General features: G+C 38.8%; 32 protein-coding genes. 22 read left to right on the forward strand and 10 right to left on the reverse strand.

Annotated features, from left to right (window positions below):
* Positions 1 to 59: 59 nt before the first annotated feature.
* The 3 genes from fliD to fliT are packed head-to-tail and all read left to right on the forward strand — an operon-like array spanning position 60 to position 2292.
* Positions 60 to 1496: a flagellar filament capping protein FliD gene (gene fliD / locus P3L37_RS11920; protein ID WP_109911177.1), complete on the forward strand. Its 1437-nt coding sequence runs from the start codon at positions 60 to 62 to the stop codon at positions 1494 to 1496.
* Between the two features lie 18 nt (positions 1497 to 1514).
* Entirely contained in the window at positions 1515 to 1913 is a 399-nt protein-coding gene (fliS, locus tag P3L37_RS11925) for a flagellar export chaperone FliS (RefSeq protein ID WP_004909969.1), read from the forward strand.
* Entirely contained in the window at positions 1903 to 2292 is a 390-nt protein-coding gene (fliT, locus tag P3L37_RS11930; protein ID WP_109911176.1) for a flagellar protein FliT, read from the forward strand. The genes fliS and fliT overlap by 11 nt, the downstream gene beginning before the upstream one ends.
* A 52-nt stretch (positions 2293 to 2344) precedes the next feature.
* Here the strand turns inward: fliT and def are convergent, their stop codons facing one another.
* A complete protein-coding gene (gene def, locus P3L37_RS11935) occupies positions 2345 to 2854 on the reverse strand; it encodes a peptide deformylase (RefSeq protein ID WP_004909962.1) in 510 nt (169 codons plus the stop codon).
* Positions 2855 to 3560: 706 nt separating this feature from the next.
* Between def and P3L37_RS11940 the strand changes: the two genes are divergently transcribed.
* Positions 3561 to 4475 (forward strand): YadA C-terminal domain-containing protein, encoded by a 915-nt coding sequence (locus P3L37_RS11940; RefSeq protein WP_228367055.1) that lies wholly within the window; start codon positions 3561 to 3563, stop codon positions 4473 to 4475.
* 134 nt (positions 4476 to 4609) lie between these two features.
* On the opposite strand, the gene P3L37_RS11945 is transcribed toward P3L37_RS11940, so the two are convergent.
* Positions 4610 to 5110 carry a hypothetical protein gene (locus P3L37_RS11945; RefSeq protein WP_042851567.1) on the reverse strand — a complete coding sequence of 167 codons (501 nt, stop codon included), beginning with the start codon at positions 5108 to 5110 and terminating at the stop codon, positions 4610 to 4612.
* A gap of 464 nt (positions 5111 to 5574) precedes the next feature.
* Here P3L37_RS11945 and P3L37_RS11950 point away from each other — a divergent pair, with 464 nt between their 5' ends.
* From P3L37_RS11950 to aes, 3 genes are all read left to right on the forward strand, one after another.
* Complete coding sequence (locus tag P3L37_RS11950) at positions 5575 to 6042, forward strand: DUF1097 domain-containing protein (RefSeq protein ID WP_004909951.1); 468 nt, start codon at positions 5575 to 5577, stop codon at positions 6040 to 6042.
* A gap of 551 nt (positions 6043 to 6593) precedes the next feature.
* Positions 6594 to 6725: an entericidin A/B family lipoprotein gene (locus tag P3L37_RS11955; RefSeq protein WP_004909948.1), complete on the forward strand. Its 132-nt coding sequence runs from the start codon at positions 6594 to 6596 to the stop codon at positions 6723 to 6725.
* Between the two features lie 218 nt (positions 6726 to 6943).
* Complete coding sequence (gene aes, locus P3L37_RS11960; protein ID WP_110731853.1) at positions 6944 to 7909, forward strand: acetyl esterase; 966 nt, start codon at positions 6944 to 6946, stop codon at positions 7907 to 7909.
* A gap of 93 nt (positions 7910 to 8002) precedes the next feature.
* Here aes and P3L37_RS11965 read toward each other — a convergent pair whose 3' ends face one another.
* The gene (locus P3L37_RS11965; protein ID WP_004909940.1) at positions 8003 to 8215 is read right to left on the reverse strand and encodes a cold shock domain-containing protein; all 213 of its coding nucleotides are present in this window, start codon (positions 8213 to 8215) and stop codon (positions 8003 to 8005) included.
* 1162 nt (positions 8216 to 9377) lie between these two features.
* On the opposite strand from P3L37_RS11965, the gene uraH reads away from it, so the two are divergent.
* Entirely contained in the window at positions 9378 to 9788 is a 411-nt protein-coding gene (gene uraH / locus P3L37_RS11970) for a hydroxyisourate hydrolase (RefSeq protein ID WP_109911174.1), read from the forward strand.
* A gap of 85 nt (positions 9789 to 9873) precedes the next feature.
* On the opposite strand, the gene P3L37_RS11975 is transcribed toward uraH, so the two are convergent.
* The 5 genes from P3L37_RS11975 to P3L37_RS11990 all read right to left on the reverse strand — a co-directional run bounded on the left by P3L37_RS11975 (position 9874) and on the right by P3L37_RS11990 (position 12667).
* On the reverse strand, positions 9874 to 10434 hold the full coding sequence (locus P3L37_RS11975) for a DedA family protein (protein WP_109911173.1): 561 nt from the start codon (positions 10432 to 10434) through the stop codon (positions 9874 to 9876).
* Between the two features lie 199 nt (positions 10435 to 10633).
* On the reverse strand, positions 10634 to 10900 hold the full coding sequence (locus tag P3L37_RS11980; protein WP_109911172.1) for a helix-turn-helix domain-containing protein: 267 nt from the start codon (positions 10898 to 10900) through the stop codon (positions 10634 to 10636).
* A 727-nt stretch (positions 10901 to 11627) separates the two neighbouring features.
* Positions 11628 to 11801, reverse strand: coding sequence for a hypothetical protein (locus tag P3L37_RS21405; protein WP_004909922.1), 174 nt, complete (start codon positions 11799 to 11801; stop codon positions 11628 to 11630).
* 65 nt (positions 11802 to 11866) lie between these two features.
* Positions 11867 to 12010, reverse strand: a complete 144-nt coding sequence (locus tag P3L37_RS21410) for a terminase small subunit (RefSeq protein WP_410479527.1) — start codon at positions 12008 to 12010, stop codon at positions 11867 to 11869.
* 141 nt (positions 12011 to 12151) lie between these two features.
* Positions 12152 to 12667: a lipocalin family protein gene (locus tag P3L37_RS11990; protein ID WP_004261469.1), complete on the reverse strand. Its 516-nt coding sequence runs from the start codon at positions 12665 to 12667 to the stop codon at positions 12152 to 12154.
* A gap of 400 nt (positions 12668 to 13067) precedes the next feature.
* On the opposite strand from P3L37_RS11990, the gene P3L37_RS11995 reads away from it, so the two are divergent.
* Positions 13068 to 13199, forward strand: coding sequence for an entericidin A/B family lipoprotein (locus tag P3L37_RS11995; protein ID WP_109911171.1), 132 nt, complete (start codon positions 13068 to 13070; stop codon positions 13197 to 13199).
* Between the two features lie 438 nt (positions 13200 to 13637).
* Here the strand turns inward: P3L37_RS11995 and fliE are convergent, their stop codons facing one another.
* On the reverse strand, positions 13638 to 13949 hold the full coding sequence (gene fliE / locus P3L37_RS12000; protein WP_004909916.1) for a flagellar hook-basal body complex protein FliE: 312 nt from the start codon (positions 13947 to 13949) through the stop codon (positions 13638 to 13640).
* A 246-nt stretch (positions 13950 to 14195) separates the two neighbouring features.
* Here fliE and fliF point away from each other — a divergent pair, with 246 nt between their 5' ends.
* From fliF to fliR, 13 genes are all read left to right on the forward strand, one after another.
* Positions 14196 to 15881, forward strand: a complete 1686-nt coding sequence (gene fliF, locus P3L37_RS12005) for a flagellar basal-body MS-ring/collar protein FliF (RefSeq protein WP_109911170.1) — start codon at positions 14196 to 14198, stop codon at positions 15879 to 15881.
* Positions 15878 to 16870, forward strand: coding sequence for a flagellar motor switch protein FliG (gene fliG, locus P3L37_RS12010; protein WP_004909913.1), 993 nt, complete (start codon positions 15878 to 15880; stop codon positions 16868 to 16870). The genes fliF and fliG overlap by 4 nt, the downstream gene beginning before the upstream one ends.
* Positions 16863 to 17591: a flagellar assembly protein FliH gene (gene fliH / locus P3L37_RS12015; protein WP_109911169.1), complete on the forward strand. Its 729-nt coding sequence runs from the start codon at positions 16863 to 16865 to the stop codon at positions 17589 to 17591. The genes fliG and fliH overlap by 8 nt, the downstream gene beginning before the upstream one ends.
* Positions 17588 to 18952 carry a flagellar protein export ATPase FliI gene (gene fliI / locus P3L37_RS12020; protein WP_004909909.1) on the forward strand — a complete coding sequence of 455 codons (1365 nt, stop codon included), beginning with the start codon at positions 17588 to 17590 and terminating at the stop codon, positions 18950 to 18952. Before fliH ends, fliI begins: the two co-directional genes overlap by 4 nt.
* Positions 18953 to 18963: 11 nt before the next feature.
* Positions 18964 to 19407: a flagellar export protein FliJ gene (gene fliJ, locus P3L37_RS12025; RefSeq protein WP_004909907.1), complete on the forward strand. Its 444-nt coding sequence runs from the start codon at positions 18964 to 18966 to the stop codon at positions 19405 to 19407.
* Positions 19408 to 20775: a flagellar hook-length control protein FliK gene (locus P3L37_RS12030; RefSeq protein ID WP_109911168.1), complete on the forward strand. Its 1368-nt coding sequence runs from the start codon at positions 19408 to 19410 to the stop codon at positions 20773 to 20775.
* A 162-nt stretch (positions 20776 to 20937) separates the two neighbouring features.
* Positions 20938 to 21417 (forward strand): flagellar basal body-associated protein FliL, encoded by a 480-nt coding sequence (gene fliL / locus P3L37_RS12035; protein WP_109911167.1) that lies wholly within the window; start codon positions 20938 to 20940, stop codon positions 21415 to 21417.
* A 5-nt stretch (positions 21418 to 21422) separates the two neighbouring features.
* Complete coding sequence (fliM, locus tag P3L37_RS12040) at positions 21423 to 22430, forward strand: flagellar motor switch protein FliM (protein ID WP_004909898.1); 1008 nt, start codon at positions 21423 to 21425, stop codon at positions 22428 to 22430.
* Positions 22423 to 22839: a flagellar motor switch protein FliN gene (gene fliN, locus P3L37_RS12045; RefSeq protein WP_004255621.1), complete on the forward strand. Its 417-nt coding sequence runs from the start codon at positions 22423 to 22425 to the stop codon at positions 22837 to 22839. The genes fliM and fliN overlap by 8 nt, the downstream gene beginning before the upstream one ends.
* Positions 22840 to 22861: 22 nt before the next feature.
* Positions 22862 to 23320: a flagellar biosynthetic protein FliO gene (fliO, locus tag P3L37_RS12050; protein WP_109911166.1), complete on the forward strand. Its 459-nt coding sequence runs from the start codon at positions 22862 to 22864 to the stop codon at positions 23318 to 23320.
* Positions 23321 to 23333: 13 nt separating this feature from the next.
* A complete protein-coding gene (gene fliP, locus P3L37_RS12055; RefSeq protein ID WP_004909893.1) occupies positions 23334 to 24077 on the forward strand; it encodes a flagellar type III secretion system pore protein FliP in 744 nt (247 codons plus the stop codon).
* 22 nt (positions 24078 to 24099) lie between these two features.
* Entirely contained in the window at positions 24100 to 24369 is a 270-nt protein-coding gene (gene fliQ / locus P3L37_RS12060; protein ID WP_004255630.1) for a flagellar biosynthesis protein FliQ, read from the forward strand.
* Positions 24370 to 24371: 2 nt separating this feature from the next.
* Positions 24372 to 25151: a flagellar biosynthetic protein FliR gene (gene fliR / locus P3L37_RS12065; RefSeq protein ID WP_109911165.1), complete on the forward strand. Its 780-nt coding sequence runs from the start codon at positions 24372 to 24374 to the stop codon at positions 25149 to 25151.
* Positions 25152 to 26036: 885 nt separating this feature from the next.
* Here the strand turns inward: fliR and flgL are convergent.
* Positions 26037 to 26972 carry a flagellar hook-associated protein FlgL gene (flgL, locus tag P3L37_RS12070; protein WP_109911164.1) on the reverse strand — a complete coding sequence of 312 codons (936 nt, stop codon included), beginning with the start codon at positions 26970 to 26972 and terminating at the stop codon, positions 26037 to 26039.
* Positions 26973 to 26984 lie beyond the last annotated feature (12 nt).

The raw sequence follows: 26984 nt of genomic DNA on the forward strand, positions 1-26984 counted from the left end.
AAGACTCTAAATAGATTTTATTACAGGTTTTATGTCTCAGACATAGCGTAGGAGAAAATATGGCAGGAATATCCACTCTCGGTATCGGGGCAAACTTAGATTTAAATGTGCAAATGGACCAAATTGAGGCAATGGAGCGTCGCCGCCTTGACCCATTAACCACACAGAAAGCCAGCTATGACGCGCAAATTAGCGCCTATGGCAAAATGCAATCATCATTAGAAAAACTGAAAAAAGCCGCTGAGGACTTAAAAAAATACGGCGATATCAGTACCACCAAAGTCACTGGTGAATATAAAGCCTTTGACGTAAAAACCGATGGTAAAGCAGTCGCCGGTGTGCACGATGTGTTAGTGACGCAACTTGCTAAAGCACAAACTATCGCCACTAAAGGCCATTCTGACAACAAGCAACTCTTAGGCAGTAATGCTAACGAACGTACCATCACGATCACTCAGCCTTCACAAAAAGAAGAAAAAGATAAGATTGTTATTAAACTTGATGACCAAAGTACATCTTTAATCGAGCTCGCTGATGCAATTAATAAAACAGATAAAGGTGTTACCGCATCTGTTATTAAAGACCGAGATAATCAATACCACCTTGTCGTAACCTCAAAAAAAGAAGGTACTGACAACCGCATTAGCATTAATGTGGAGGGTGACGATGAACTGGCTAAAATACTAAATGTGGAATCTGATGTTGATAAAGACGGAAAAATTATCATCAAAGATGAGAAAACTAGCGGTATGGAGCAAAAGGTTGCCCCTCAAAATGCACAGTTAACTATTGATGGATTCGAACTTGAGTCGCAAACCAATGAAGCCAAAGATTTGTTCCCTGGTTTAACACTGACACTAAAAAAAGAAAGCGAAGACAATAAAGCTGACCATTTAATGGTTTCTGAAGATATCGAGCCCGCTAAAGATAAAATTAAAGCATGGGTAGATGCCTATAATGAATTCCAAACGTTAGCGAAAGAACTGACAAAATACACACCAAATGAAAGTGGAACAACTCCTAATAAAACCAACGGCCCGCTCATTGGAGATTCCACGTTACGAGTTATTCAAAGTACGATGCGTACTCAAGTCCGTGCTCCACAAAATAGTGGTGAAATCGACACGCTGAATAAAATGGGGATCAAACAGAAAACAGATGGAACCTTAGAAATTGACAATAAGGTTCTGGATAAAGCGCTTAAAGAAAACCCATCAAGCGTCAAAGTATTTTTTGCAGGTGACGGCAAAGAAACCGGTTTTGGGACTGAAAACTTTAACTTTTTAAAGGGTACTTTAGATACAAAAGATGGTTCACTACACAACGCCACCGATGGTATCCAAAAGAAAAAGAAAAGTTTAGATAAACGTATTGAGCAGACCAATAAACAAATCGAAAACACCATGGACATGTACCGTCGTCAATTCCAAAACCTCGATAAAATGATGAGCTCACTCAATAGCACTACGAATTCTTTAGGCCGATTATTAGGCTAACACTTTTAGGTTAAAAACATGTATCAACGACACGCACAGCAAGCTTACCAACAGGTTGATTTAGAGAGTGAAATCACCAACGCGACCCCATACCAACTGATCCAAATCTTGTTTAAAGGGGCCCTTAGTGCCCTGAAACGCGGTGAGATTTTTATGCAGCAAGGTAAGGTGGCAGAAAAAGGTAAAGAAATCTCAAAAGCTATCGACATCATTGACACTGGGTTAAAGCAGTCGTTAAATTATGAAGCTGGCGGCGAACTTGCAGAAAATTTAGCAAGTTTGTATGAGTACATGACAATGCAGTTACTTCGCGCCAACCTCGAAAACAACGTGGCTTATGTCCAAGAAGTTTATCAGTTACTCTCCGATATCGCCTCTGCGTGGCAACAAATCGGTGCAAATGTGGATGAAAGATAATCAGGTGGACAATAAAAATCCTATCGATTTACATGAAATATACCGTAATGTCTTAGTATTAAGTGAAAATTTAGTTGCCTTAGCGCAATCCGGGGAATGGGAGACATTGGTCTCCCGAGAGACAGAATATGTCCTTGCGGTGGAAAACCTCACCAAGTTAACGCAAGCGTTCGAAGAACAGCAGCCAATAACTGAAGAGTTTATTCAGTTATTGCATAAAATTATTGAAAATGAACGCATTACTAAAGAATATTTACAACAGCATTTAAACTTTTTAAGCAAAGAAATTAAGCAATTAGACCAAAAACGGGTATTAAATAACAGCTATGGCCAATTTGATGAGCCGGATACCCCGTTAGTCGTTCGCCCGATGGAATAATTTGAGTGTCAGGCCGACAGACCTGACACGCCTTTTATCTTCAACTCTCAGCCTATTGCTGCTGTTTTAAACGTTGCTGCTTTTTCAGCTTTTTCAACAGCATATTGCGTTTTAGCGGCGATAAGTGATCGAGGAACACTTTACCGTGTAAATGGTCGATTTCATGTTGCATGACAATCGCTAAGAACTCGTCGCTGTCTACTTCAAACGCTTTACCGTGCCTATCGAACGCTTTCACTTTAACGCGCAGGAAGCGGTCTACATCGGCGTAGATTTCGGGTACTGACAGGCACCCTTCTTGATAACTGGTTTCCCCTTCACTTTCGACGATTTCAGGGTTAACAAATACCATCGGCTCATCACGGTTTTCTGAAATATCAATCACCATAATGGATTTAGTTTCCGCAATTTGCGTGGCAGCGAGACCAATACCGTTATCGGTGCTGTACATGGTATCTAACAAATCGTCGATCAAGGTTTGTACCGCAGCGAAATCCGTCACTGGGCTGCATTTAATACGCAGTCGTTCATCTGGAATTTCAATAATTTCTCTTACTGCCATAATTTAAACCCTATAAATTCGATTACTTTCATTCAAATATCAATCATTCAAACTATTTTAAGCAACAGTGACGCATACAATAGCCGCTAACTGCCGCCACAACTCTGCCTGTGAAGTATGAAGAACAGATAAAATATTATCGTCTTTCTATTTCACCAACAACATGCAAAAAATGGCATTGTTAATCAGAAAACAAAATTTATTTTAAACATCAATAAATTAACGCCTGCCTATTTAGACTGCCCCTTCATGGAACATAAGCCACATAAAATTTTACAGAAAAATAACACGTTATTTGGAAAAAAACATCTAAAACAGGAAAAATGGTGACCCTTTGTAGGCTCTTCACTGTTTTTGCTTTTACCCACTGATGGCATCTATTCGCTTGTGGCTATTTTTTCGCTTTTAGTTTTTATTAATATTGAGAATATATTTAGGCCACATTAAAGTTACTATCAATTTAAATTAAATTTTCAAAATAAGCACTATCAACTATAATTCCATCAAATAAAAGTATCTAGTTAATATAAAAAATATATATCACTGTATTTATTTCACTCAAACACGGATATCCCGAATAAATATCATTTTAAAAATCGATTTTACCCACCAAATAAATACCTTTATTATAAACGAATAAAGGAAAATAAATTTATCTTTCATTCTTCTTTTAGATAATAATTTTAAATAATACGGAAATTAACAAATGAAAAAGAAAATATCATCCCGTCTTTTGTCAGCTCTATTACTTAGCGGTGTGTCTTGCAATGTAATAGCCAACACTTCATTTTCAAGTCCTCCACCATCCTTAAGCAGTGTCAACGCGCAAGGTATCAGCACTAATGTTAAAAAAATTAGTGATATCAGTGGAAAAATCGACCATATCAACACTACAATTAACCAAATGGACTCACGTTTTAATAGCGACATTGACACATTAAAACAAAATAATAGTAAACTTAAATCAGAAACTATAGATATACGAAATGATTTAAAAGCATTGAATGATGAAATCGTTAGTTTTGAACAAATATATTCTCAAGATATTTTTCAGGAAATAAAAAACAACAATGATTTAATTAATAGTAAAATCACATCAATACAACAAGGCAGAGAAAAAGAGCACCATGCACTTGACTCAAAATTAAAAGATGTCGAATTACATTTGCAAGGAGCACTAACTGGTGTCAATGCGGCTGACCAAATCACCAACCAATTAAATACCAATATGCAAAATCTAGATAACAAAGTGATTGGAAATACCTCGTCAATTAAGACCCTAAAAAGTGACACGTCGAAAACGCAAAAAGCTAATGAACTCAAATTCACCAGCTTAGAAAATAAAGTTGATCATGGGCTCCATCAGCTTGATAGGAAAATAGATAAACGTGCTCAAGAAGCGAATTCCGGTATTGCGTCTGTCGCAGCAATGAGCAATATTCCTTACGCAACAAATACTCGTTTTAGCGCAGGGATTGGTGCAGGTAATTACAAAAATGGCTCAGCGATCGCTGCCGGTGCTCAATATCAACTAAAAGAAAACATCAACCTACGCAGTTCTGTATCTTGGAATAATTCAGATGCTGCGGTTATTGGAGCGGGTGTCGCCTTCGGGTGGTAATTCTTCAACCTATATTGTTCTTATCATTTTTATAAATTATTTATAAGCCTTAACCAATAGTACCAATGATATATTGGTACTATTTATATTCGCCACGCAAATTAATATCAACATTAACTGGCTTTAAATTAAGCTTAATCTTGGCTGTAAGTGATAATGGCAATTGGTGTAGGGTTAATGGTAACCCAAAGATTAGACATGCCACTACGAGTTTGAGATGACTCACTCACTTTGTGACAGCTAGTCTCTGATTGGCATTTAGTGAGAATGTCACTAGCGACTTGTGAGCTAAACCCTTGCTTTGTCAAATAGCCCATTTCATTTTCTAGCTTCTGTTGGAAGTCCAAAAAATCCGGTTTTGGCGAGGCATAATCCTCAACCCCAACAAGTGTGGTAGCCACTTGAATGAGCGTACCACCATCAAAAGTGAGTTGGTTTTCATAGCTCCAATCATTAAATGGCTTTTGCTGCCCAAAAGTACAAACTGTTTTACTACCACTTGCTTGGCATTTCCCCGCCTTAATAAAACTGATGCTATCAATGCTTTGCCCCCAGTTTAAGCCAAATGGTGCAGTCGATGTGCTATCACACCCTACCAATAACAGTGCAGTAGCACCAGCTATCATCCATTTCATACCCTTACCTCACAAGTCAATTTTCTTCATGCTACAGCGAGGAGTCGCTAAATTAAAGTAAAAAAGCCATCAACTATTCACACACTCAAAATTAATCTTTAAATTATACATTATTTATTTAACGTTAAATTTACAGATAATTATTTATTATCAATAAGATAAAATTAAAACATATAAATTATCGGATACTCATTGCCAGATTTACCTTAGCTCTATACAATGCTTTTCTTTACACGGCCCCAGAGTCACTGCAATTACAAATAACTATCCTATTATTAGTCAGTTACCCCTCTAGCCATACCTAAAACTCCCTAGATGGTGTTCGAATAAAAGATAGCTGAATCGTTAAAGCTTAACTCTAGAATAAATTGGCTTTGCAGCTAATGGGCTTAGTAACCAAGCGATAGGCCATAGCATTCATCGTCCGTATTATTAACAAACAACCATAACGTAAAGTGCATATTGTGAAATTACTATTTTGTCTTTCTTTAACAACCGCCATTCTTTCTGGTATATGGGCTTGGGTTGCTGATAGTTTAGGGCTAATCGGCTGGGCAGGCTTTTTAGGCTGTACAGCCTATTTTGCTTATCCTAAAGATGGGATAAAAGGTCTTGGTATTACCGCATTAACCGTCTGTAGTGGTGTGGTTTGGGGCTTAGTGATCCTGCACAGCGGTGACTACCTGAAGCAGTTACCTCACTTTGTAGGATACTTCGTTACTGGTATTGTTGCCTTTTTGATGTGTATACAAGCTAAAAAACAGTGGCTTTCTTATATACCCGGCACGTTTGTCGGCACCTGTACTATTTTTGCGGCAGAAGGTGTTTGGTTGGTCACTATTCAATCACTATTAATTGGTGTGCTATTTGGTTTCGCAATGAAAAAAAGTGGGCTTTGGTTATTTGAAAAGTTCTCACTGGGTAAAAACTAAAAAAAACCGCCTATATGGCGGTTTAAATAAATCAATGAAACCAAGGGAATTTCAAACAGATTCGATATTACATTAAAATTCTCTTACGACAATATATAACATTTTGATTTAACTTGTGATTAATTAAAAAATCGACTAAGTATTATTACATAAGCTCACAAATATAATAACGATGAATTTGTTAACAAAATGATAAAATTCCATCATGGAATATCCATTTAGATTAATAAAGTTTATGTAACTGGTCTAATATCAGTCGCATTCATGTTTACTAACATAAGGATATAGTGGAATTCGGATTTTTCTGTATCTTTCTTTTCTCTAAAATAGTTAAAACTATTTATCATTTATTGCTATAATTCTCTTTTTATTTATTAACTTATAGCCTTATGCTTCATTAAAATGAAAAATCAAAGCATAATAAACTGATAATTTTTATATTATCAAATCGCAACATACGTCAGCTCAAAAAACACTCATTTATCCTTCTGCTATACTTATACGTGAAATGTCTTATAACCCGTAAGTGAGTTTAACCAAAGGAAGAAGATATGATTAAAAAAATTTGTTTTTTGGCCTGTTCATTAGCTGTAGTATTCTCTTTAAGCGCATGCAACACCACTCAGGGTGTTGGTGAAGACATAGAAGCCGGTGGAGAAGCCATACAAAGAGCTGCTAAATAATTGTTAACTGACATCATCGTTAAATATTAACTTTCCCACCTAAAACTCACATATATTTCAAACGGTGATGATCTCACCGTTTGAGATATAAATTAAAATACCTATAAATTCTCAAGCCTTATAATTTAAAAATACAGAACCTTTTAATATTGGTTAGCAGGATCACAACTTAATTATGCCCCCCTTTTACAATGGAAACATCTAGCTAGGAGAGCATAATGAACAAAAAAAATAAAATTAATGTGTTAGACCTTATTTCACCTGAGATGCAATCTGTAATGCGATTTTATGCAGAAAATCCATCTCCAGCACCTCTTGACGCCACTTATAATGGTATGCGACAAGCGTATATTGAAGATAGAAAATATTGGAATTCAGAAGCGCCAACGATGCACTCCATTCACGATATTCAAGTTCCAACTAAATATGGCAATATTTTGACGCGTATATTTCAGCCGATTGAATCCCCATCAGCCACCTTGTTTTATCTCCATGGCGGTGGGTTTATTTTAGGTAATTTACAGACCCACGAACGTATTATGCACTTACTGGCACTATATTCGGGCTGTACAGTTATTGGAGTTGATTATTCGTTATCCCCTGAAGCACGCTACCCTCAAGCAATTGAGGAAATATCCATGGTTTATCAGTACTATCAGCAAAATGCTGAACAATATAATATCAATATGCAACAAACTGGCTGTGCCGGTGACTCAGCTGGCGCGATGTTATCTCTTGCTTCTGTACTTTGGTTACGTGATAACGTGATAGAATGTGCCAATATAAAAGCTGTTTTATTGTGGTATGGGCTGTATGGTTTGCAGGATTCAATAAGCCGACGGCTATATGGTGGAGAATGGGATGGGTTACAAAAACAAGATTTAGAAGATTATGATAATGCCTATCTTGGTGAAGCTGGCGATAGAGAGGCGCCATATTATTGCTTATTCAATAATGATTTAACCTACGGTATTCCACCTTGTTATATTGCCAGTGCTGAGTTTGACCCACTATTAGATGATAGTTTGGCTTTATTCCGAACGCTAGATGCCAATGATATACCTTGTGAATATAAAATGTACCCAGGAACTTTGCACGCCTTCTTACATTATTCACGCATGATGCAAATATCAGACGAGGCGATTCGTGATGGTGCTAATTATTTTATCAAACAACTTTTATAATATTAACTCTGTATTTATTGAAAATAGCAGGCTATAAAACGAAAAAACCTCGCATTTAGCGAGGTTTTTTGAATGCTTAGCGATTCGTTATCGTTATTTAGCGATAACGTTAGCTGCTGCTGGGCCTTTAGCACCATTTTCGATGCTGAATGAAACTTGTTGGCCTTCTGCTAATGATTTGAAGTTATCACTTTGAATTGCAGAAAAGTGAACAAATACATCTTTGCTGCCGTCTGCAGGAGTGATAAAACCAAAACCTTTATCATCGTTAAACCATTTTACTGTACCAGTCATTGTATTAGACATAGAATTTCCTTTAATTTATTAAAATTGCCATAAGGCATGTTGCGGTTTGTTCTTGTGGTACTTATGGGAATTAATTAGAAGGAATTCGCAATGAAGTGGTATCTGAGATAGCGCTTAATGGTGAACATCTTAAAACTGACTAACATAAATAGGCCTGTACTTCCAAACCAGTGAGCATATTAAGCCACACTTAGAACCAAATGGCAAATTTTATTTTCGCGTCGATTTTATAAACAAATAGTTTGCTGTTTATCTTAATCTTAACCCAAAAGTTCTTACGTCCTCGGGTTTAGTATCTATCAAAAACGCCGTAATCCGGTCTTTCACCTCTCATCACAGCTCGCTGTTGCTCATGTACAGCCTCTCTATCAGCTCTTTTTTGTTCAGATGAACGGGCGTCTTTATGTGGCTTAGGCCAGGTTGACTTATTGGGCTCAAAAGAAGGTGTAAATGTACAACCTGTCACTAAAAAGAGGCAAAAAAGCGAAGAGATTAATTTCATAATGATCTACTTGGGTAATTATTGACAATAGAAAAACCTAGCAAAATTAAATATCGATAACAACCTTAAATATCCTATGTGAATGTTGAAAACATTAAGGATTGGCGGCTTAATCCTATTTAAATGAATAATAGGTAATAGAAACGACTATAAAAAAGTATCAATCAACTGACTGATTTATTCCATAATATAAAAAGCAGCCATTTATAGCGGCCTCGCCATACTAGATGTCTATATATTTACATTATAATCATCGAATTCTTTAATTATCTCATCAGCTATCTGCTCAAAAAAACTACTTATATTTATATTAAGGATCCTTAGTACTGATACCAACATATGGTATCAATTTTATTAACACCTCGTACATCGCGATACAATTATTGATCACTTTTACAGCCGCTCAATCTTGCAAACTCACTTACGGTATATCCAGCATTGCGCCTTAATATTTTAATTTTCTTTCCTATTAATGTTGACACAGTGCTTTCAGTCTTCATACAAAGACTCCAGTCGAAATCGATAAACTTACTATTTTTAATCTATCTACCATTAACTAATGTAATGAAGTTTAGATTAAAAAAATGTAATCAAACTGTAAGGCTAACCATTAGCCTCCATTGATAAAGTATCCTCAATATATCAATAGAGGATATCTAAATGAAAAAAAAACTACTTTTAGTATTCATTCCTTTTATTTTAACTCCAGCAACTTCAATAGCGTCAAATAATATTTTAAGTGTTCATATTCTTAATCAGCAAACAGGGAAGCCAGCCCCTAATGTTGAGGTTACATTAGAGAAAAAACAGGGAAACAATTGGGTACTCATAAACACAGAAAAAACAAGTAATGATGGCAGAATTAAATCTATCTTACCTGACAGCCCTGAGAAGCCTTCTATAGGAGACTATAGAGTGATTTTTAAAACTGGTGAGTATTTTAAGCAACAAGGTAAACACAGTTTTTTCCCTGAAATCCCCGTTGAATTTCAAATAGATAATTTAGATGAACATTACCATATCCCCTTGCTTTTAAGCCAATATGGTTATTCAACATATAGAGGGAATTAACTCTTTTCAGCTTATAAACCAATGCAGTATTAATCAGGTATTGATACTGCATTCGCATAATATAATTACAAGTAGCTATCTCGTATTATTTCCGCATTTTTTGCAATAGATGTTTTCTCCAAAAAATTAGCAATAACAAAAATATACCTACAGCTATTAGCATACTTATTGAAAAATGAGTTGGTAGTGAAAGAACTAGTTTACTAATAAAATATCCTGCAGAAACTATCAAAGCTCCCCAAATTGCGCCACCGATAATATTTAATATAAAAAATTTAAATGGACTTACATCACTAGCACCGATAATAATAGGTCCTATTGTCCTTAACCCATAAGCAAAGCGAATACCTATAACAACCCAATTCTCATTTTTTTGAATATATTCTTGCGCATATACTATTTTATCTTTTTGACTATGTAGTTTGGGTAAAATTTGTGCTCCAAAATAACGGCCTATAAAAAACAATACATTATCACTAACAATCCCACCTAAAGAGGCGGCTATAACTACTTGAGGGTAAGAAAGTAATTGATTATGTGCTGCTATGCCCGATAAGAAAGCTACTGTTTCTCCCTCAATCATGGAACCCAGAAACACAGCTAAGTATCCATATTCAATTATCCAACGAGATAGAGCCTCCGACATATTATGATTGACCTTTATTATGACGTTTAACAATAGCTATAAATATCATGTAATTAATTCAATTGCGAGAATTAAATAAATACACTATATACTAGTATAGTAATCACTTTATCGCTCCTCCCTATATAGTAAAAACCAACCGTTTACAGTTGGTTTTTGCTATATAACTCAAGCGAAAGCAAGTTTCATCGAAATAAACTTAGTTTATATCTCCGCTACATACAATTATAGTTTTATACTCATCCAAATTACTAAAAAAACTTTCAATATCAACATTCAATACCTTTAATATAGCTACTGTCTCCGCTATTCCTATCTTATCAATTTCATATTCATAACGATATAGTTGCTGCTCACTCTCTATTCCCGCCATTCTAGATAGCTCGAATACTGATAACCTAGCTTTTATCCTTAATTGACGAAGACTGCAAGCAATATGATTAGAAATCGAATTTTGGTTATCCATTAAATATCTCCTATTATTAATTAGTATTTACATAAAAAGCCTTGAAGGTAGTGACCTGTTTTATGGACTAATTAATAATATATGGAAACATTTAATTTATATCGTATGCTGTAAGTATTAAAAATTTCATTACTAAATTTCTGACTCTACCTTTTGCATACTCTTTAGCCTGTTTATTTAGTAAGTAATTGAATACCAAAATTGGAAAACTCACATAATTAGATAATGTTCTAAATATACCAACCACTCAAGCTGACACATGAGTTTTTTCCTTACGATGATTGATTAAATCCACTTTCACAAACTTTAAATTCATCACTCAATTTTCCCCAGTTTTCAGGTGCGCCACTATCTTCATAAGTCCATAATGAATTAGCTTGCGATGAAAAAGTGAAAGCAGCCAAAATACATAATATTATTTCATTGTAACACATGTGATAATAACTCGAGTTATTAATTTGAGTTTCAAAACTACACTTTGATTCACACAAATAGCATTAGGATTCACCCCATTAATTCAGCAAAAAGCACTCCTTATCAAAAACAAACCACACAACACTCTGTTATAATCAAAATACCACCCAAAAGTTAACCTAAATCTCCAAATCCATTTCCACTTCGTCCGCTAATTGCTCTGCTTCTAGCTTAGCGAGTCTCTCAGCTTTTCCGTTCAATTTGCTCTTTAAATGCCTGAATTTTGACATTCTTACCTAAGAGCTCATGATTTTTAATCTTTATCAGGCCATTTGATTTTCATGAGAATAGTTTCTTTGGTGCTCTCATCGTAGTCACGGATTGTCGTAGAGATATCAAAACCTGATAATGTTGTCCGCCATGATTTAGGCCAACTGCTTATTGGTTTTAGCTTCCCACCATCATTGACAATATCTGATACATCCATTTGGTCAATTTCGACAAAGCGGTTAAAAACATAATCAGCATTTATTTCGACACGTTCATTCCTATTTAATTTAAGTCTTTAATTCTATTTTGAATGCTAACATTTATTAACAGTCGGCTTGATTTTACGTTTGCAGTTTTATCGCTGTATCCTGCATGAATAGCCGCCTGTGTAGTGTTTAAATCGCTGAAGTACTCGCGACAAAACATTTCTTATCTGTCGGTAAGCGCCATATTATGCCTATAACTTTGCTTAAGAGGATATAAGTAATAATGTCAAATAAGAAACCCGCACTTGGCGGGTCATATATTTCACTTGTTAAACTTCTCATTTTTAATAAAGAATAGATTCTACTGGAATATCAATATTCTTTGCCTATCAAAACCATGGTTACTTGCAAAACTAAGGTATTCATTTAATAACTCTGGTGGCATAGTTGGAGTACGCGATAGTACCCATAGATAATCTTTATTAGGTCCAACAACTAATGAATACTGATAGTTATCATCTAGCTTAATAATATTATAGCCGCCGTAAAAGGGCCCAAAGAATGAAACCTTTAAAGCCCCAGTATCCGAGGATTCAACAAAGTAAGCTTTCCCTATACTCTCTTTCCATTTTTTGCTTTCAGAATTCCATCCTCTATTCACTACTTTTACACCTCCGTCATCACGAAGAGAATAGTTAGCAGAGACTTTACTTAATCCTTTTTCAAATCGATTATCTATTCTCGCTACTTCATGCCATTCGCCAAGGTAACGTGATAAATCAAACTTCTCAACAGGTGATATATCTTTTGGCACTTTAACGCTACATCCGTTAAGTAGAAGCATACTTAAAAACATAAAAATTGACTTCACTCGCATGGTAACTCCGTTGAATATTTCTCGATGAGATACTATCCTACAAAAAACTTGTGGCGTTACCTAACCAATTAGGTAAGGCTATTGATGATAATAACAAAAGAAAACCAAATAATAAGTATTGAAAAACATAAAGCATACGGATAAATAGCTCTTTTAATATCATAGAGTATACCCTTTATTGCTAATGTAGATTGATCACCCAAAATAAGTACTAACACTTAAAATATAGCAGCTCATTTTCATTTGTCAGGTATCACTAACAATACTAATTCCACAAAAATATGAGGGTTTAATCCTAACCTTACTGCAGTATACAGCTAAAAATAGTCATCGACTTGTTCTGCTATAATTAAAGATGACCTTTTGTAATTTATAACTTTAAACTTGAAAGGAAGATAATATGTTAAAAAAAATCAATTTCCTCATTTGCTCATTAGTTGTTGCTTTCACATTAACTGCCTGTAATACCACTAAAGGTGTTGGTGAAGATATAGAAGCAGGAGGAGAAGCAATACAAAGAGCGGCCCAATAAACATTAATGCTCTTATTTCAAATGCTAGAGGGTATATTTATTTTGAATCCTCTAGTATTCCTTATTCATTTAACGAGACTCTAATTTGTATTTTATTTTCTGTATTGCTTACACTTTATTCATGTAAATCCTTTATAAAGAGTCTATGCTGATAGTGTACTCTAACCTATTGTATCAGTTTATTTTTCCTTGATATTTGGGGCTTTTCTTTGCTTTTCAGTTTTTCTATAAATAAAAGCCATCAGCTATTAACTGAAGGCCTAAGAAACTACAAAAAAATCAGATTTTAATAATGCCACTTTTAAAGTGGAACCATGTTTTTCTCACATTCCTGCCGAATTTGCTCAAGCGCAGTTTCCCACGCCCATGTTTTCTAACACACGTTAATATACGGCCATCACTATCAACGACTTGACCTTATTCAAATAGATAAACCAATCACACTGGCATTGACATAATTTCTTGATACGCCGCCACCAGCTTATTACGCACTTGAATACCCATTTGTAAACTTAAACTGGCTTTTTGCATATCGACCATTACATCATTCAAGGAAATATCTTGCTTTCCTAACGTGAAATTTTCAATTTGCTTGGCAGAATCATTACGTGTTTTATTAATTTGATTTACAGAAGCAACCAGATGGTCAGCAAATCCAACTGGCTCTATTGCTGGTTTTATTGGGTTAGTGGCTTGGGTTGCCACGACATTTAATTGTGAAATAACCCCTTCAATGGCTTGAACTGTCATTCGATTCTCTTCTTATTAATTATTGTGAATTTTTCACTAACCTATATTGGCCAGCTTACCCTATCACACCCTTTTTAACTTGAAGCCGATAAATAACACCAATTTTATAGGCTGATTCCGTCATTAGATTCCCGCAAGACAAGAAATAATAGCAAAGTGAAAAAGTGACGTTACGAAGAGGGAAATAACATTGTTTCACCAAAAGTATTTTCATCCGTCTAGTAGTCTGCCAAGCAGGGAATATTTATGAGTGCCGCATCTAAAGACACGGGGGAGGCCAAAAAGGGTTTTGCCTCTATAGTTGAAAGGATTAAAGCTGATCCTAAAATACCGTTAATGATTGCGGCGGCTGCGGCTGTTTCAATTATTGTCGCCCTTCTCCTCTGGTTACGCAGCCCTGACTACCGTGTACTTCTTAGCAATTTAAGTGCTAAAGATGGTGGCGATATTGTTGGCCAGCTAACTCAGATGAATGTGCCATATCAAATTGCTGATAATGGTAGCGCTATTTTAGTTCCTGCAGATAAAGTGCATGAATTACGTTTAAAGCTCGCTCAATCAGGTTTACCTAAAGGTGGCAATACGGGTTTTGAATTATTAGATAAAGAACAATTTGGTATTAGCCAATTTAGTGAACAAATCAACTACCAACGTGCGCTAGAGGGTGAACTCTCTCGAACTATTGAATCATTAAGCCCAGTACAAAGTGCTCGGGTACATTTAGCGATTCCTAAACCGACCTTATTTGTGCGTGAGCAAAAGCTGCCAACAGCTTCGGTGACGGTCGGTTTATTACCAGGAAGAATGCTCGATGAGGGGCAAATTAGCGCCATTGTGCATATGGTATCCAGCAGTGTCACAGGATTAACTGCAAGCAATGTCATTATTGTTGACCAAGCGGGCCGTTTACTGACCAATAATGATAATAGCCAGCAGTCGGTTAATAGTGCGCAAATAAAAATGACCAAAGAGATGGAGTCGCATCTCAAACAGCGTATTGAAGATATTTTGTCCCCTCTCGTGGGGCGCGCCAATATCCATGCACAGGTTACCGCGCAAATGGATTTCTCTAAAGTGGAGCAAACTTCAGAGGAATATAAGCCTAACCAAACGCCAGATAGCGCTGCTATTCGTTCCCGCCAAAATAGCCAAAGTATGCAAAATAACAATGGTGGAACAGGTGGAGTACCAGGAGCGCTTTCAAATCAACCCGTTAGTGCACCAAATGCACCAATTGAAACCAATAAAGACAATAAAGACGGCACTCAAACAGCAAATAACCGTAATAGTGTCTCAAACTCACAAAGCGATGAAACTACGAATTACGAGGTAGATCGCAAAATTAGCCATACCCAACGGCAAATTGGTGTCGTTGATAGGCTCTCGGTCGCAGTTATTGTTAATTACCATTCACAAGATGGCGAAAATGGTCCAGAAATGAAGCCATTGCCGCCAGAAATGCTGCAACAAATTGAAGCATTGACACGCGAAGCCATGGGTTTTTCCACTGCACGAGGTGATTCCCTCAACATTACTAATTCATTGTTTACCAATGAGACGCCTGTTGAGGAAGTACCATCGTTACTGGAAAGCCCACAATTTATTGCTCAGCTTCTGGATTACGGAAAAATACTGCTTATTGCCATTATTGCTTGGTTTATGTGGCGTTTTGGTATCAAACCACAATGGGTTAAATACCGTAAGACACAGCAAGCTCAAGCCGATGCTGAAGTTTTCGTTGCAACACAAATGAAAACCCCTCTCGTGGTTGATGAAGTGATTGATGAAGATATGGATGAGCAAACGCGTCGTCGTCTAACTCGTCAACGTGTTAGCGCAGAAATCCAAAGCCAACGCATACGTGAAATGGCAGAAAAAGACCCACAAATCGTGGCAATGGTTATCCGTCAGTGGTTAGGAAAATCCCAATGAGTTTAAGTGGAACAGAAAAAAGTGCCGTCATGTTAATGACACTCGGTGAAGATCAGGCTGCTGAAGTGTTTAAGCACCTGAACCCTAAAGAAGTTCAGCAATTGAGTATGGCGGTGTCAAACATGCGCCAAATCTCAAATAATGAACTGGCGGAAGTGTTAACGGAATTTGAAGAGTCCGCAATTCAATTTGCGGCGCTTAATATTAACACCAACGATTACCTACGTTCTGTATTGATAAAGGCTCTGGGCGAAGAACGTGCTGCGAGCCTGCTGGAAGATATCTTTGAAAAACAAGAAACCACCTCAGGGATCGAAAGCCTCAACTATATGGAACCACAAACCGTTGCCGATATTATTCGCGATGAACATCCACAAATTATCGCCACCATTTTGGTTCATTTAAAACGCAACCTTGCAGCAGATGTACTTGAATTATTCGAAGAGCGCCAACGCAACGATATTATGCTACGTATCGCCACCTTTGGTGGCGTACAACCTGCGGCATTAGCGGAATTGACTGAGGTATTGAACAATTTACTGGATGGTCAAAACCTCAAGCGCAGCAAAATGGGTGGCGTAAGAACCGCGGCAGAAATCATCAACTTGATGAAAAGCCAGCAAGAAGAAAGCGTTATCGATGCAATGCGTGATTACGATGGTGAACTGGCTCAACGAATTATTGATGAAATGTTCCTATTCGAAAACCTTATCGAAGTGGACAATCGCAGCATTCAACGTATTTTGCAGGATGTTTCGACAGACTCGCTGGTTATTGCCCTCAAAGGCAGCAACCAAGCTCTACGCGACCACTTCCTCAACAATATGGCCGCTCGTGCAGCGGAAATCGTACGCGACGATTTGGAATCTCGCTCTCCTGTACGTATGTCTCAAGTGGAAAACGAACAAAAAGCCATTTTGCTTATCGTTCGTCGTTTAGTCGAAAAAGGCGAAATCGCTATAGGTGGTGGAGACGACGTGTATGTCTAAGTCAACAATTCCAAATGACCAATGGCAACCTTGGCAGCTTCGTGAGCTTAATCAATGGGATCTCAACTCAGGCATTCCTGCATTAAGCGATGTTCCTGAACCTGACGCCCCCAAAGTCCCATGCCTTGAGCCGAAAGAAGTGTTAGAGCAAATTAACTTGCTCGATAACATAAAAGAAGATGCGCAGCGCACCGGCTACCAACAAGGGCATGAAAAAGGCCAGCAAGAAGGTTATCAAGCTGGCTTTGAACAAGGCTTGCGTGCTGGAGAAGAGCAAGGCCGTGAGCAAGCGCTCGCTATGCAACAACCCGTAATTGAAACATGGCAAAAATTGCTGTCTGAGTTCAATTATTCACTCGATACCTTTGATACGGTGGTGACCACTAAGCTGTTGCAGATAGCGTTGACCGCCGCTAAGCAAGTCTTAGGCCAATCTACCGTCTGTGATGGTACGGCATTACTGGAAGAGATCAGTCATTTACTCCAGCAAAAACCAATTTTTGCTGGGCAACCTGAGCTGCACGTCAATCCAAATCATTTTGAATTAATCGAGCAGCATCTCGGTTCCCTACTCAACTTGAATGGCTGGCGCTTAGTGGCTGACCCTAAACTGCATATCGGTGGTTGCCGAGTCGTCGCAGAAGACGGTGAAATTGATATGACTGTGGCGACACGCTGGCAAGAATTGTGCCGTTTATATGCACCGGAGAGCTTTTCATGACGGCACGATTGGGACGCTGGATTGCCTCACTGGACGATTTAGAATCGCGGATGAAAGGGATCCCGATGGTGCGTCGTTATGGCCGCCTCACAAAAATCACTGGCTTAGTGATGGAAGCCGAAGGTATTAAAATGCCTTTAGGGGCAACCTGCTTTATTGAGCGCTCTATTAATGGCGGCTCGGACGAAGTGGTATGTGAAGTCGTCGGTTTTAACGGCCCAAGAATGCTATTAATGCCCCTTGCTGACCTTGAAGGAATTGCTCCTGGTGCACGTGTTTATGCGCAATCAACTGGCGATGACGGGCAAACTAGCCGCCTATTACCCATTGGTAATGAGTTATTAGGCAGAGTACTTGACGCGCAAGGTAATCCATTAGACGGAAAAGGCCCATTGGAGGTAAAAACACGTGCTCCGTTAATCACTCCACCAATTAACCCATTGGAACGAACGCCTATTAGCAGTGTATTGGATGTTGGAGTTCGTGCAATCAATGCGTTATTAACGGTTGGTCGAGGTCAGCGCATGGGGCTATTTGCAGGCTCTGGTGTGGGGAAAAGCGTGTTACTTGGCATGATGGCTCGCTTTACACAAGCCGATATTATCGTAGTCGGGTTGATCGGTGAACGTGGTCGTGAAGTCAAAGATTTCATTGAAAATATTTTAGGGGCTGATGGCTTAAAACGTGCCGTTGTCGTTGCTGCGCCAGCCGATGTGTCCCCTTTATTGCGCATGCAAGGCGCCTCTTATGCCACTCGTATCGCTGAGTATTTTCGCGATAAAGGTTTAAGTGTGCTGTTGATTATGGATTCACTCACCCGCTACAGCATGGCACAACGGGAAATTGCGTTAGCCGTAGGTGAACCACCTGCAACCAAAGGCTATCCACCTTCTGTATTTGCCAAATTACCGGCATTAGTTGAACGTGCAGGAAATGGGAAAAATGGTGGGTCAATTACCGCTTTCTATACCGTTTTAACGGAAGGGGATGACCAACAAGACCCAATTGCTGACTCGGCTCGCGCCATTTTGGATGGCCACATTGTTCTTTCACGTTCACTGGCAGAGTCAGGGCACTACCCTGCGATTGATGTCGAGGCATCCATCAGCCGAGCAATGACGGAGCTCATTCCTAAAGAGCATTACCGAAAAATTCAACGTTTCAAGCAGTTAACGTCTAGTTATCAACGCAACCGAGATTTAATTAACGTCGGTGCGTATGCCATGGGCAGTGACCCCATGTTGGATACAGCAATTCAATATTACCCACGGATGTCGAAGTTCTTGCAGCAAGATATTGATGAGCGATGTGATTATCAAACCGCATGCGAACAGTTGACTCAAGTGGTTCCCAACGAATAACGAGGGGATAAATGGCCAAAAATAATGCCTTAACAACATTACTCACCTTAGCTGTTGAAGCCTCGGAAGAAGCGGCGAAAGTGTTAGCTCAAGTACGCCAAACGCATACACAAATGGCGCAGCAGCTGAGTATGTTGGAAAACTATCAATCCGAATATCGTCAAAAACTCAACCAAACCTTGCATACAGGCATGGAATCGGATAAGTGGCAGAATTATCAGCAATTTTTGGTCACATTGGAGCTGACCATCGAGCAGCAGCAACAGCAACTGAATTTATGGGAGCAACGCGTTAACGAAGCTAATCGTCACTGGCAAGAAAAACAACAACGTGTCAATGCGTTCGATACGTTAATTCAACGCGCTGAACATACTGAATACCAACGTCAAAACCGCTTAGAACAAAAGCAAATGGATGAGTTTGCTCAACGAGCGACTTTACGGAGACCTCAATAAATGGACATCAACGCCCTGAATATGCCAGCTTCGTCATCGACAAAAAATGGCAATCTACCACAAAATGAATCGCGCGCTGATGAAAATCAAGCCCCTGCTCTTCCCTTTCAAGCCATGCTTGATAGCCAACAACCGATTGAAAAACAAAACGTTACTAATCAACCTGTTAATGAAGAAGCTCTTAATAAAGACATTGTCGACAACAAATTGGCAATAGCGGGTAAAGAAACGATAGAGCAAACCCAAGCTGGACAAAAAACGGCTGAAAGTGCCATAGAACAGCTCAATTTTAGCCGTAACTTACGGGCAGATAGTGTACAAACTGCCCTTAATACTGACTTATTGACAGGTAAAGACGCCAACGAGCAAGCATGGTTAAATAGCTTGAAACAGTCATTAGCAGGCCAAGTACAAACAGCAGCGAATACCACAATCCGAACTGAAGCTCATCCGGCATTAGGCGCATTTAGTCAAAAAATGCAACATCTAACGGATAATACGAATGGCATCATTAATCAAGATGATGGCAAGCATCTTGAGGGTTCACAGCTACAGTTGGCAGGCGAAGAAGACAGCCCAGAGCTTGGGGTATTTATTAAGAATGAAAAAGAAGAACGTCGTGACCAATCTCTTTTTCCCCTTGATAACCCAAAAGATATACGTGGCAAAAATTTAACTACCGATTTTATGGCATTGAATAAAAAAGTGAGTGATAAAGAACCCGTATTAAACCTACAAAATGTTTCAAGCGATACCCTAAACCAAACCACAAAAGGTGCGTTTACCTTACAAACTGAAACTGGTGCTTTTACTACCACATCGTCACAACATACAACAACTGCGCCGATTAGCATGATGCCAACTACATCAACGGCCCAAGCGGCAACGATGAATGCACCAACCTCTACACCAACTCTGCATTTAGCCAGCCAATTAGGCAGCGAAGCATGGCAGCAGCAATTAAGCCAACATATGCTGTTTTTCTCTCGCCAAGGGGTTTCTCAAGCGCAAATTCGTTTGCATCCTGAAGAGTTAGGTTCACTAAATGTGCATTTACGTATCGAAGATAACCAAGCGGTGATGCATTTTGTGTCACCACATAGCCATGTACGTGCCGCCATGGAGTCGATGATGCCAGTGCTACGCAGTGCATTACAAGAAAGTGGTATTCATCTCGCTCAGGGCTCTGTTGGCCAAGATAACTTGAACCACCAATCTGATAGCTCGCAGCAAAATACCCACCAACACGATGGACAAATTCAAGCCACACATCCATCCGTGGGGGCTGTCGGTATCAGCGAAGCGAATGCCACTGTTACACCAATAACAACGGCATCACGACAAGGTGGAATTAACACTTTTGCATAATAAATAAACAAATTGCGGTAATTTCCTAGCTAAAGCGCCGAGTTACCGCCTTTTTGTTTCGTTTTTCACTCCTTTAACTCTTGGCAACCAAGCCATAATGCTAGAGATCATAACGTAAAAACCCATTTGGGTTTAGCATCCAAGAAACAGGAATTCAGCTAAATGTCGTCGAGCAAAAAATCAAAAAGTTCCAATAAAGGGTTGCTTATTCTACTTACCCTTATCGCCCTTGCTGGTGCAGGGTTTGGGGGTTATACCTGGTGGACGACACAACAAGGCACACAAACGGCGAATGAGGAAGAAAAGCGTCCGAACATGCCACAACCTATTTTTATGGAATTAGAGCCATTTACCGTCAATTTAACCGGTGCTGCCGATGCGCCGGATCGTGTGCTTTATATCCATGTGACCTTGCGACTGGCGAATGAAAAATCGCGTAAACAACTTCATGAATACCTCCCTGAAGTACGTAGCCGTATGTTACTGCTGCTTTCAGAGCAAAAAGCAAAAAATATCGAGACGCATGAAGGTAAGTTGCAGTTAATGAAAGATATCAAGCAAACCCTTACCCCTACCCTGATCCCGGGGGATACCGATCAGGATATTTCTGATGTGTTATTTACTACTTTTATTCTGCGGTAATATTCATGAGCGATAATATTTTATCTCAGGCCGAAATTGATGCGCTGCTTAATGATGATACGCCATCAAGCAGTACGCCTGTGCCAGAGACTCAAGGGAAAGATAATGTTCGCCCTTACGACCCGAACACTCAACGTCGGGTTATTCGTGAGCGAATGCAGTCTCTCGAAATCATCAATGAACGTTTTGCTCGCCAGTTCCGTATGGGTTTGTTCAATATGCTACGCCGCAGCCCAGACATTACAGTAGGCGGAATTAAAATTGAACCTTATCATGAGTTTGCGCGTAATTTACCGGTACCAACCAACCTCAACTTAATTCATATGCCTCCGTTACGCGGTACGGCATTGTTTACCTTTGAACCCGCACTAGTTTATATCGCTGTCGACAACCTATTTGGTGGAGATGGTCGCTTCCCTGTACGGCAAGAAGGTAAAGAGTTTACCAATACTGAACAACGCATTATCAATCGCATGCTCAAATTAGCTTTAGGGGCTTATCGCGATGCTTGGAAACCAATTGCTGATATTGAAGTGGAATATGTACGTTCTGAAATCCAAGTCAAATTCACCAATATCACTACCTCTCCTAATGACATTGTGGTGACCACTCCGTTTTTAGTGGAGATAGGCAATACCGTTGGTGAATTCAGTATATGTATTCCAATTGCCATGATCGAGCCATTGCGTGAGCGCTTGATTAACCCACCAATGGAGCAAGGTCACCAAGAAAATGAAACTTGGGTAACCAATCTTGTTACCCAAGTAAAACGCTCTGAACTTGAATTGGTTGCCAACTTTGTTGACATTCCAATGCGAATTTCTCGCTTACTGCAACTGCAAAAAGGGGATGTGATCCCAATTGAGAAACCTGACCGCCTCATCGTTAATGTTGATGGTGTTCCCGTATTAACCAGTCAATACGGTACTCAAAATGGCCAGTATGCATTGCGTGTAGAACATTTGATTAACCCTGTATTAAACACTCTAGATGAGGAAAGTACCAATGAGTGAGGCGAAGAACTCTCCTGATGCATCAACCAATCACGATAGTGAAGACCTATGGGCTGAAGCGCTGGAACAGCAAAAAAAAGCGGAATCCGCCTCAGCTGGTGCACAGGCTTTCGACAACTTTGATGGACAAAACCCGCTAAATCAGCTGTCCGATATCGATATGATCATGGACATCCCAGTGCGTCTTTCTGTTGAATTGGGTCGCACTAAAATGACCATTAAAAAGTTACTGAGCTTATCCCAGGGTTCAGTGGTTTCTCTGGATGGCTTAGCGGGTGAGCCGCTGGATATTTTAATCAATGGCTATTTAATTGCACAAGGTGAAGTGGTCGTGGTTTCAGACAATTACGGTATTCGTATCACTGATATCATCACGCCTTCTGAACGTATGCGCCGTTTAAGCCGTTAATTAACAACGTGAGTCGCTAATAATGGCAATATCCAATCAAACTGAGCAGGCACCGACATCTGTGCCTTTTTTATCAACAACCGTTTCCTCGAGTGAACCTAATGCGCCGGCTATTGACCATAATGATAGCTTAACGCAGATATCCGGTACTTTAGGGGGGATTATTTTATTGATATTAGCAGGGGCTTGGTTGGTGAAAAAATTAGGATTTGCGCCAAAAAAAATGGGCAATGAGCAAATCATAAAAGTCAAAAGCCGCTGCTCATTAGGAAATAAAGAACGTATTGTGGTGGTTGAGGTGAATAATGAGTGCTTAGTATTAGGTGTTACCACACAAAATATCAGCCTGTTACACCAATACTCATCAGAACCTGAAAGCACAACGGGATTGCCAGTTGAACCGCTCACATTTCAGTCTTTATTAAAGAAAAAACAAGAGGCTGCAAAATTTGCAGCTTCAGTGACATCTATGCATAAGTAATCGGAAGCACTCAATGTTACCTCTAAAATCTCTTTTCACGATTACTGCGCTCTTGTTTTTACTGCCGAATTCAGCTTCTGCGGCACTACCTGCCGTTATTAGCCATTCTCTAGCAGATGGGGGACAAACTTGGTCTTTACCCGTTCAAACTCTATTATTTTTAACCTTATTAGGCTTTATTCCTGCCTTATTGTTAATGATGACCAGTTTTACTCGCATCATTATTGTTTTAGGTTTATTACGTAACGCTCTCGGAACGCCCTCCGCGCCTCCGAATCAAGTCTTACTAGGCTTGGCGCTATTTTTGACCTTTTTTGTGATGTCACCCGTTGCTGACCAAGTTTACCGCGAAGCCTACCAGCCGTTTAGCGAAGATAAAATTAGCCTCGAAACCGCTTTAGAGAAAGGCACTGCACCATTAAGAACCTTCATGCTAGGGCAAACGCGAGAATCCGACTTGGCCCTGTTTGCAAGGATAGCTAAAGTCGGTGAAATTCAAGAAGCGAAAGATGTTCCGTTACGTATTTTAGTACCCGCTTTTATTACCAGCGAACTAAAAACCGCATTCCAAATTGGCTTTACCATTTTTATTCCATTTTTAATCATCGACTTAGTGGTTGCCAGTGTTTTAATGGCATTAGGGATGATGATGGTTCCACCTGCAACAGTTTCCTTGCCATTTAAATTAATGTTGTTTGTTTTGGTTGATGGCTGGCAATTATTACTTGGCTCATTATCGCAAAGCTTTTTTAATTAGGATTATTTTACTCGGAGTAGTTATGACACCTGAATCAGTGATGGCGATGGGAACTGAGGCGATGAAAATCGCACTGATGCTAGCGGCTCCCTTGTTATTAGCCGCTTTAGCCGCAGGTTTAATTATCAGCTTACTGCAAGCCGCCACACAAGTGAATGAAATGACGCTATCTTTTATCCCTAAAATTTTATCGGTCATTTCTGTGATTATTATTGCAGGGCCCTGGATGCTGAATTTACTTACCGATTATATGCGGTCATTGTTGAGCAATTTACCGTTTATTATTGGCTAACAATGCTAACTATCACCAGCGAAACACTCACATTGTGGCTAAGCCAAGGTTTTTACCCTTTCATACGCCTTTTGGCGCTGTTTGGTACAGCGCCCTTTTTTAATGAAAAACAGGCAATTACCAAAGTTCGCGTCGCATTGGCTTTTTTTGTCGTCTTGATTGTTTCCCCACAACTTCCTGTCGTAAATATTCCCCTATTTTCTGCCATGGGGCTATGGGTTATCGTGCAGCAAATGGTGATTGGTATTGCGATGGGACTCACAATGCAAATGGCATTTGCTGCCGTGCGCCATGCGGGAGAAGTGATTGGTTTGCAAATGGGGTTATCGTTCGCCACCTTTTTTGACCCGACCGGTGGACCTAATATGCCGATTTTAGGGCGCATATTTAACGTCATCACTATTTTATTGTTTCTCGCTTTCGATGGGCACCTGTGGCTTATTTATATTGTGGTCAATTCATTTGAACTTATCCCAATTCAAACCGCACCATTAAATCGCGATGGTTTTTGGGTGTTTGTTCAATTTGCTAACACTATATTTATTAATGGGTTAATGCTAGCACTACCGTTCATTACACTATTTCTCATTCTTAACCTTGCTCTCGGTATTCTAAACCGAATGACCCCACAGCTATCCGTGTTTGTGGTAGGTTTCCCCCTTACATTAACCATCGGTATCAGTATGTTAGGGTTGATTATTTCTATACTTCCCCGCTACACGGAACGGCTTATCCACCAAGCATTTGAGCAGCTATCATTGATGTTTAATTTGTTTGTTTGAGAATAGATAATTAATCAATTAATTAATGATTAATTGATTATCAAAGTAATTTTTCGAATTTGATAATTAAAGTAGCCCAAGAAAAACTGATTTAATTTCCTATTTGTAGTCTATATTAAAAGCAACTAGTATAGTTGTAAATATCACCTATTATTTGATACATTTCTAAACTATCTAATGACAGTCTCAGTAAATACCCAATACTAAACCTAACTAAAATTTAGGTATAAAATTAATTTATTTTCGCAAATAAATTTATATGCCAGTGTCGCTCTGAACATGTCACAATAGCCATTCTCTCACATCATTGACTTCTCATTAATATTTTAATAAGTGTCATTATATTTTGTGTATTGTTTCATTTCTTTAATGAATGTATTTAAATATTGTAATTTATTTATATTTTCATAAAGAGGAAATCAGATGAATGATGTAATGGTAGTTACCCCACATAGTAGTTTCCGTGATAATTTGATATACGATGGAATCGCTCCCACAGCACATGGTAATATTTCGTTAAGTGATGCTGCTAATGTATATTGCATGAAACTCACCCAACCAGTTATTAATATTAGTTACAGTAGAATTTGAGAACACATTTAGCCATATTGCAGCTAAAGGAATAGCTCCTAATAAAACAATAATAGTGAAAACCCATTTAGTATTTACCTTAAAAACTCGCATAAATCTCCTATATCACAAAACACTCAAATGAGAATAATACATATTATCATTTAATTATTAAAGTTTATTGCGTAATAAAACATTAATTCAAATTTTTTACATCAAATCTATAACATATTGTCTAACATAGCATTTTTAAAGCTCAAAAAAACCGCGCTTGGATCACTCCAAAGCGCGGTGAGTAAAAATAATATTAAATAATTAACGGCTGCCGAAAAGTGACATGCTGTTTAAGTCTTTAAAAATACTTTGTGAAGCTTCAAACATCGCTTTTTCTTTATAATAATCTGTAGTGGTGCCAGTCCAGTTGGTTTCTAACAACTCACTTTTACGGGCTGCATTTTGAATAGAGCGCGTGTCAGCTAAAAAGTCTAATTTATCAATTTCCTGTAGCTGTAGACCTTGCTTAGCTTCAATGTTGGAAATTTGATCTAATGCGGACTTGATGGCACTGTTCGCTTCACCCAACTCTGCTTGCGCTTGGTCTAAATCTGCTTGTGGTGCTCCTTGCAATGGTTTTTTCAGTGATTCGATACCCGTGTTCAACGCTTTAAAAATATTGACCACACCATTACTGTCTGTATCAAACACTTGCGCACCGGTGAAATAGGTTGTCATCTCACGGTCACTCGCCACATTCTGCATAATGGCTTTATCACCACCGTGATAGAGCACCTCACCACTAGCATCAATTTCAAATGGCGGTTTATCTGATTTAAAACCCGCAAAAATATACCGACCATTTCCATCTGTCGAGTTACCTAACGCCACTAATTGCTCTTTTAAACCCGTTAGCTGTTCAGCCAAAGTACTGCGGTCTTTATCGCTTAAAGCACCTTGGTTTGATGCCTGAATAATCGTGGTATCGATTTGCGTCGTCACATCCGTCATCTGAGTCAAAATACTCATTTGCAATGTCATTCCCGTTTTCGCAAATCCACGGCTTGCTACATATTGTTGGTTACGGTTTTCTGACTGATTAATCCGCACCGCTTGCGAAGATGCTTGCGGGTCATCAGAAGGCTTGCTTACACGCTTACCAGAAGCTAATTGGCTCCCTGCATCCATCCAACGCGCTTGCGCACTATTCATGTCTTGCAAGCGTTGGTGATAAATCATATTGGTACTTAAACGCATCGCTAAATCCTT

Source organism: Providencia sp. PROV114, from assembly GCF_032704305.1.
Taxonomy (GTDB): domain Bacteria; phylum Pseudomonadota; class Gammaproteobacteria; order Enterobacterales; family Enterobacteriaceae; genus Providencia; species Providencia rettgeri.